The following is a 7,415-nucleotide window of genomic DNA, read 5'->3' as shown; positions in this document are numbered from 1 at the left end:
CGAGCCTTACTCCCATAAAAATTTACTGCTAGTAATTGATGAGGCGATGCGATTGCTGTCATTGTTGGAGGAGAGCGATCGCACCTGGGCGATTCAATATTTACTTTCTCGCTTCGCTAAGTCTGGCGGTACATTAATTATCGTCTTGCATGGCTCTAACCTGACAAGCGTGGTCGGTAAAGCTACGGCTGGGCTGGCAGATACGTTTAAGCAATCGGTTAACTTTATTGGCTGTGTAGCTCAAGCGGTTAGCGCTGGTGGTCTACGCAAAATGAATGTTGCTAGTGGAGAATATTTCAAAGCCAATCCTAACAACTTTGGTGAACCCGTTAGCGGTGGCAACTTGGGCATGATTCCCGAATGGCTAAAGACCCACAAGCATCCAGGCAATGGGCAACCAGACCCAGCAAGAACATTACTTCAGTTTTTTCCTGAATTGATTCAACACCATGAACCGGCAGTTATGCCAATCGGTGAGAAAATTGCACCGACAGATGCAGTTAATCATCTGGAGTCCATTTTTTCAAAACCTTATCAGGAGGTGGAATTTCTGGAACTAGAAGAAATTACTATTTCTGAGGCGGATTTAGAACAGATTGTGGCAATTGTTGCGGCTACTGCTAGTCCTCCAGCTTCTTTTGCCGCGATCAGAAATAGCCGCAAGTGGGGCGAAGAGAAAAAGAGTGTTCTTTACTTGAGGAATGCCTTGTCACAATTGATTGATAATAACCAATTGTGCGGAAATGAAAAAGATGGTTTTAGCGTTATTAACGTTAACCAGTAATATTCGTCCCAGTTCTAGTTGAGTTCCGGTTGAGTTCCGGTTGAGTTCCGGTCAAGTTCCGGTATTCTCACATCTCCAAGTACCTCTGAAAAATAGAGTCGTTTTTGTCTCTCCAGCAACTTTTAATTTTTTCTAAACATTTTCTGGAATGTCGGAGCATAGGAAGTTTAAAAATGAGTGATAAATTAACCACAGCATTGCAAAAATTAGCTATCAGCCCAATTAAGGCAGACAGGCTGGCTATCGAACGCCTGGAAAAACAGTACGGTGCTTCTTTACTAGAAATTACCAATGAGCTTGAAGATTATGCCATCGTTCACCAATCTATTCAAGACCAAAGAGCTAAACCCAAAAATCAGTTGATTATCGTTTGCTGTTATGGCTGTCTTTGGGGTGCAGTTATCGGAATTGCGACGTTGTTTATTAAGCCCAGCGTTACTGTAGCGGCGATTGGGTTGGGTTTTACGGCTGGAGTGTCTGGGAAATTGTTGGTTCAAAGAGGAAATTGAAATTATTCCTGTCCTAACCGCTATAACTTCCTTATGGGCACTTTTACACCCGAATTTTATACCTATAGCTGTAAGTGTATCGCCTATGGGTGTACGCTATTTACTGGAAACCTCATCGCACAGTATAAAACTCGCCAATATAATAAAGCAAGTATAGTCATTAAAACAGTGGCGAGATTTGATATGGAGTGCATCACTTCCAGGTTATTATCTTTATAATTTGCTCTTGATGAAGTAAAATCGCATCAAATCAACCCAAAACATCTTTACTACTTTTAGAATTGGGATTATCGATATCTTAACTTGAAGAGCTTGTGGCATAATGAGCAATATTCCCACGGGAGAAAAATCATTGTTGAGGTAGATTGAATGCCTGTTACCTACGAACTTAGAGATTATCAACATCAGTGGATAAAAGATATTTGGAATTCTTGGGAGAATGGTAATAGGCGAGTGCTTGCACAACTCCCGACAGCCGCCGGGAAAACGGTGTGCTTTGCACATATTTCCCATAAATTCTTTGAGCAAGGAAAGCAAGTTTTAGTCATTGCCCATCGGATTGAGTTGATATCTCAAGCTGCCGAAAAGCTCTCAGAAATTATCGGTGAACCAGTTGGGATTATCAAAGCAGGTGTTCTGGCTAATCCTGAGCGAAGAATCCAAGTTGCTAGCGTTCAAACGTTGAGCAGACGAGAGGTATTAGAGTTGCCAATGAACATTGGACTTTTGATATTAGATGAAGCGCATCATGCGACTGCTTTATCTTATCGACGATTAATTGAACATTATGAAAGCGCCCAGATATTAGGTGTAACTGCAACTCCCCAAAGAATTGACGGTCAAGGTTTTGTTGATTTATTTGATGATTTGGTTGTTGGTATTGACACGGCTAAATTAATCCAGACTGGGTATTTAAGTAAGTTTCGATTATTTGCAACGAATCAAACTATTTCGACTCTTGGAGTTGCAAAATCTCGTGGGGATTTCAGAGCCAAAGAGCTAGCGGTTGCCGTCACTAGTCAGATTGGGGTTAGTGAAATCCTTGAGAATTACTTTAAATATGCACGAAATCTTCGTACAGTTATTTTCGCCTGTAGCTTAGAACATTCTCGTGCCCTGGCTGCGGAATTTTCTCGTAATTATATTAGTGCCGAACATTTGGATGGGAAAACTCCCCCACAAGAGAGATTAGAAATATTGCAGCGTTTTCGCAATGGCACTACCCAAGTAATTACTAATTATGAAATCTTAACCGAGGGCTTTGATTGCCCTAATATTGAGTGCGTCTACTGTGTCCGTCCGACTGAAAGCTCTACTCTTTGGCTGCAAATGCTGGGGCGGGTTCTTAGAACTTACACTTTAAAACCAACTGCGGTGATTATTGATATTACCGATAATTGGAAAAAACATGGGCTTCCTGATGAGCCACGCAAATGGAGTTTATTACCTGAAACTATATCAGAAATACAAAACAAAGGCTTAATCCAATGTGAGCATTGCACCCATATTTTTAAACCGCTAACTGATGAATTAGCTAAAATTGAAGCCGAAGTTGACAAGGATGGAGTGCTGATTCAACATCACCAAGCTATTTGTCCAAGCTGTGGTGAAACGATTGATTTTACAACTATTGAGAGTCCTGCAAAGCCAAATTTTAGCAGAATCCGACTTAGACAGGGTTTTAGCCTCGAGCTTACAGAAATTGACCTTTCTGTTTCTACTTACAGATTAGACTTAGTTACTGATACGATCCGAAGGCAAGGTTTACGGGGTGCGAGTCCCACTAAAATTTATAGCGCCATTTTCATCGCTTTTATTGAAAATATTACTAGATTTACTCTTGGAGATTGGCGCGAAATCGTTAAAATGGTTGAGCCATCCCAATCAGCAATTACCAAAAAAGCATGGGAACTGTACAAGGAAGCTTTTGAACGACATAAGAACCGCATCCTAGCTATATCTTTTGTTGAACAGAAAAAGCTAAAACAACAAGGCAGTAACAATGTGGCGACTAATGTAACGACAATAGAAGCTCTTGGGCAGTTGGAGAACAGTATATTTTGGGAACCAAAACCACAGGAAAAGTCATCTAAGTTCAAAAAGAATTTAGGCGATAATTATTTTAAAATGAAGTACAAATCACAATGGAAAGAATCTTTAACTTACTGTTCAATGCTAACAGGTGATTTTTTAAACATAAATGCTGGTCTATTTCATGTGGAAACTAAAGATGTATATGTAAATATCTGTATTGAGGTTAGAGAACTTCCTGGGTTGAAATCCAAACTAACAGAGATTTGTGATCCCGCAGAGATTGAATATGCTTTTACCCAGGGGTTTGGCAAGCTTGCTAAGATCATGTTCCGGTTAAGTTAATTCCCAATGTTGGGTCATGATTAACTTGATAATTTTCTAAATATTCATTTGCCTCCTTTGATGCCAACATCCTACCATCTGGGTGTAAGTTGAAATCAACCCCTGGCTTGAAACCTCCAAGAAAATAGTTTTTGAGTCATGCTTGTCGATACATCCTCTACGGCTTGTTGATAACTTTCCTTACCTACGTATTCTTGCAAGAACCAAACAAAATTTGCTCACCTCTACTTGCACGAGAGCTTCTTTGAGGATTATTGTCTCATCCTCTAATTGTGCTATGGTTAGAATTTTTTGAATTTCTTGCAGATTCTGACAAGAAATCGCTTCTATCAACTGCTGTTTTAGGAGTTCATTTTGCTCTTTCATTTATTTCAATGCTCAACAGTACTTCAGTGCGTTAACTATTGTACAGTGACTAATTAAATTACGTTGAGACAAATTCGTGTCATCAAGTTAAGCCTTACCCACAGGAAGAAGCCCCTTATAGAATAAGCTAAAATATTAATCAAAATCAGTCCAACTTTCGCCTAAGAAACGGAATTATCAATTTTTTAGTGGTCTAGAAGTTCGATTCTTCCAGTAAAATTTTGTGATATTTTCTCTAAAAGGTAATTATTATGAGTCAATCTGATTCACTTTTGGTTAAGCTTCGCAAGTATTATTTTGTTATAAATCAATCTGATTCACTTTTGGTTAAGCTTCGCAAGTACTATTTTGCTACATTTTTCGCAGGAAGCCTTGGTGGATTTACTTACGCTGCCCTATCTTCTCATAGTTTACAAATTGTAATGATTGGAGCTATTATCGGTGGTCTCAGTTATAGCAGTGCTGAGTCTGTAAGTCTGCTAGGCAATACTTGGTGGCAGAGAGGATTATTGTGGGGAACAACTATGGCAATTACTATCGGTGGTCTTATTCATCTATTACTACCATCAGTTCATTATAGTTTTCTGCCGCGTCTCATTGGTTTTCTAGCTGCTGGTTTACCATACTACCTTGCGAGGGGGCAAAAAGGGCTAATACGCAAATAGAAGGCAGGCGAATAGCCCAATGGCACGCTTGTAAAGCTCTAAGTTATGCAGAATAATTACACCTGACTGAATCCCAAATCATACAGCGACACAATCAGCAGATGTTCTTGCGCCGAAATGCCCAACTGTTGCAGCAGGAGTTAAGCTTTGAAGCCGAACTTTTGGCAGAAAATCCAGAGTTAGCCCAGGTCATTCATTCTCTTAATATGCAGGAGATTCAGAGTAATCAGCAAGGGCTAAAAAATGTTTTAGGCTCAGAAGAATCAGCGCCAAAAAAACAAAGTGTTTGGAGTAAGTTTTTTCCGGGATTGCGAGGATGAATGAAAAATTTTGATATCAAAGCTCGCCTTAGTTCATTAGTTAAACAAACAACTCAATAAGGACTGAATTCTTACCTTTTTTCTACCCTACCTGTAACCGTTACTGTATTTTTTACTACTCAGTTTGAGACTACTGGGATAAATTCGGTTCACCTTGGGCTGGAAAGCTCTTAAAATTGCGCCGTACCCAATCCATTCCTACCTCATTGTTCAACTTAATTCGTTGTGGGGTATTAGCGTAAATCTTGCCTAAAATCCTTGCGTCTTGCTCTATGACTACATCAATCAACTTTAACAGATTGCCTTTAATTAAATGTGCAATCGGAGAACGTGCTTTCATGTACATCAAGACAAACACACGAGATTGATGTTCTGTTTCTGGAAGATAGAAGTGGCATTCCTTCAGGCTTAACAGCTTATTGTCACCGTGCATCAATCCCATAAATGGGAAGAAATTTTCTAAATGAGCTTCTAACACTTTTGGCATCGCTAGTTGAGCAGGATTTTGGAAAATTTCAGCAAATGTAGGTTGCTTTCTAGGTTGTATCAAATAGGCATGAGAATGTAACCCTTCGTCAATGAACTGCTTTACCTGAACTTCTTCAATCTCAAATAATTCTCTATGCGTCCCATTTTGGTGGTTGTAGTCGTGCATATTTAATAGCAAACTCAAAATATCAGTTGAAATGCTCCGTTCCCCTGTAACTCCTATAAACTCATAATCTGCTGCAATTTCATTCATGATGTTTGGAATTGGTACTTTTGATTCATACCCTCCATAAGTCCAAATAAAGTCTCCTTGGATAACTAAATCTAGCGGCTGCATTAACGATTTAGTTGGCTTGTTAGATCCAGGCAGGACTGTACAACCTGAAGCATCAAATTCCAATGCATGAAAAGGGCAGGTGATTACACTACTGCCATCAGCTTTTGTTATGCACCATCCCTCTGATAGCATTGCACCCATGTGGGGGCAAGCGTTGGGTAAAGCACTAATTACACCGTAATTATTTTGCCAAAGGACGTAATCATTACCTAGCAAAGAAAATTTCATTGCTTTATTTGGCTTAAGCATGGAACGATGTGCCAACAGCCACGGTGCGCCTTGCAGTTGCTTCATAGTTAGAAAAAATTAACTTACTAATTAATCAGTAAGCTTATCAACTTCCTGCTGTGTCGTCAATTCACAGATTCAATGTCTTCAATGTTGATGCCTCTTTGATACCATATAAACACAAACGCTAAATTTTGATGCAGTGGTTCGACACAGTAAACGAGTTGCCAAATCAGTCCGCCCAGTTCGAGATGCCCAGATAACACAGCAACAAATTTTGGATGCCGCAGAGTACGAATTTTCACGGCATGGCTTAAACGGTGCGCGTCTGAGTGCGATCGCTAATCGCGCCAAAGTGACAACTGCGACACTTCATTACTATTTTGAGAGTAAGGAAAGCTTGTACAAAGCAGCCTTACAACGTCCAGTCGATGAAGTTCAAACCATTCTTGGACAATTGAACTTTGACGGTTTATCCCCCGAAGAAGCTCTAAAGCAGATTATCCGCATCGCAATTGCCAATGAAGCTCAAAATCCTCAGCGTCAAATGCTGTGGTTTCAGGAAGCAAGTCAAAATCAAGGAGTATATTTTAAGGAATGTAACGTTTTGAGTCTCCATGAGCATCTGCTCAAAATTTTAGAGCAAGGCATTGCAGAAGGATATTTTCGCCCCCTCAAACCGTTTTTGGCGCTGACCCATATCTTAAGTATTTGTCTGTTTTACTTCACAGTTCATGAAAACTGGAAGCATCTAACTCCAGAGATTAATCGTCTTAGTCCAGAAATAATTGAGGAACACACCGAAGAAGCAATCACCTTTATTTTGGCAGGTATTAAACGCTCACATCCATAAACGGAAAGGCTTATCTGGATTTTTAATATTAATCTGTTATCGTTTGCTGTTATGGCTGTCTTTGGAGTTCAATTATTGGAATTACGACGTTGTTTATCAAGCCCAGCGTGACTGTGATGGGGATTGGGTTGGGTTTTACGGCTGGAGCGTCTGGTAAATTGCTGGTTCAAAAAGGGGAATAAACGTCTATAATTCTGTGAGTTAGTTTGACTTAAAACTTATTTATACTCATTCTCATCATGAGAATGACTGCTTTAGTAATATTCAGCAAGCGCCACTCCACAGTACCATAACTACCACCAAGATTCATTCAGTTGTCTACATTCGCTGACACGTTAGTTCCCGATATCAGGGTAAAAGTCTGATATATATTTAAGTCATCTGATTTTATACAATCCCGAAAATGCGAGCGAAAATACGAGATACAGAGATTTTCTTTGATGTGGAAGGTTCTGCATTAGTGGTGGATGGCGCGAGCATCTACTCTA

7 protein-coding genes and 1 pseudogene are annotated in these 7,415 nt (G+C 39.8%); 6 read left to right on the top strand and 2 right to left on the bottom strand.

Annotated elements, in window-relative coordinates:
* From ACEW80_RS00980 to ACEW80_RS00970, 3 genes and pseudogenes are all read left to right on the top strand, one after another.
* A pseudogene (locus ACEW80_RS00980) lies at nt 1-784 on the top strand (hypothetical protein); the annotation flags it as partial.
* A gap of 173 nt (nt 785-957) precedes the next feature.
* A complete protein-coding gene (locus tag ACEW80_RS00975) occupies nt 958-1,293 on the top strand; it encodes a hypothetical protein (RefSeq protein ID WP_373524806.1) in 336 nt (111 codons plus the stop codon).
* 369 nt (nt 1,294-1,662) lie between these two features.
* On the top strand, nt 1,663-3,669 hold the full coding sequence (locus tag ACEW80_RS00970) for a DEAD/DEAH box helicase (RefSeq protein WP_373524805.1): 2,007 nt from the start codon (nt 1,663-1,665) through the stop codon (nt 3,667-3,669).
* 180 nt (nt 3,670-3,849) lie between these two features.
* Here the strand turns inward: ACEW80_RS00970 and ACEW80_RS00965 are convergent, their stop codons facing one another.
* Nucleotides 3,850-4,035, bottom strand: coding sequence for a hypothetical protein (locus ACEW80_RS00965; RefSeq protein ID WP_373524804.1), 186 nt, complete (start codon nt 4,033-4,035; stop codon nt 3,850-3,852).
* Nucleotides 4,036-4,286: 251 nt separating this feature from the next.
* On the opposite strand from ACEW80_RS00965, the gene ACEW80_RS00960 reads away from it, so the two are divergent.
* Nucleotides 4,287-4,700, top strand: a complete 414-nt coding sequence (locus ACEW80_RS00960) for a hypothetical protein (protein WP_373524803.1) — start codon at nt 4,287-4,289, stop codon at nt 4,698-4,700.
* A gap of 101 nt (nt 4,701-4,801) precedes the next feature.
* Nucleotides 4,802-5,020 carry a hypothetical protein gene (locus ACEW80_RS00955; RefSeq protein WP_373524802.1) on the top strand — a complete coding sequence of 73 codons (219 nt, stop codon included), beginning with the start codon at nt 4,802-4,804 and terminating at the stop codon, nt 5,018-5,020.
* 130 nt (nt 5,021-5,150) lie between these two features.
* On the opposite strand, the gene ACEW80_RS00950 is transcribed toward ACEW80_RS00955, so the two are convergent.
* Nucleotides 5,151-6,140: a Rieske 2Fe-2S domain-containing protein gene (locus ACEW80_RS00950; RefSeq protein ID WP_373524801.1), complete on the bottom strand. Its 990-nt coding sequence runs from the start codon at nt 6,138-6,140 to the stop codon at nt 5,151-5,153.
* Nucleotides 6,141-6,276: 136 nt separating this feature from the next.
* On the opposite strand from ACEW80_RS00950, the gene ACEW80_RS00945 reads away from it, so the two are divergent.
* Nucleotides 6,277-6,927 (top strand): TetR/AcrR family transcriptional regulator, encoded by a 651-nt coding sequence (locus ACEW80_RS00945; RefSeq protein WP_373524800.1) that lies wholly within the window; start codon nt 6,277-6,279, stop codon nt 6,925-6,927.
* Nucleotides 6,928-7,415: the final 488 nt, after the last annotated feature.

The organism is Nostoc sp. (genome assembly GCF_041747015.1).
Classification (GTDB): domain Bacteria; phylum Cyanobacteriota; class Cyanobacteriia; order Cyanobacteriales; family Nostocaceae; genus Nostoc.
This window is presented reverse-complemented; position numbering and strand designations above follow the sequence as displayed.

Coding starts and splice junctions, on each gene's coding strand:
- ACEW80_RS00975 (WP_373524806.1), top strand. CDS start 958: ATGAGTGATAAATTAACCACAGCATTGCAAAAATTAGCTATCAGCCCA.
- ACEW80_RS00970 (WP_373524805.1), top strand. CDS start 1,663: ATGCCTGTTACCTACGAACTTAGAGATTATCAACATCAGTGGATAAAA.
- ACEW80_RS00965 (WP_373524804.1), bottom strand. CDS start 4,035: ATGAAAGAGCAAAATGAACTCCTAAAACAGCAGTTGATAGAAGCGATT.
- ACEW80_RS00960 (WP_373524803.1), top strand. CDS start 4,287: ATGAGTCAATCTGATTCACTTTTGGTTAAGCTTCGCAAGTATTATTTT.
- ACEW80_RS00955 (WP_373524802.1), top strand. CDS start 4,802: ATGTTCTTGCGCCGAAATGCCCAACTGTTGCAGCAGGAGTTAAGCTTT.
- ACEW80_RS00950 (WP_373524801.1), bottom strand. CDS start 6,140: ATGAAGCAACTGCAAGGCGCACCGTGGCTGTTGGCACATCGTTCCATG.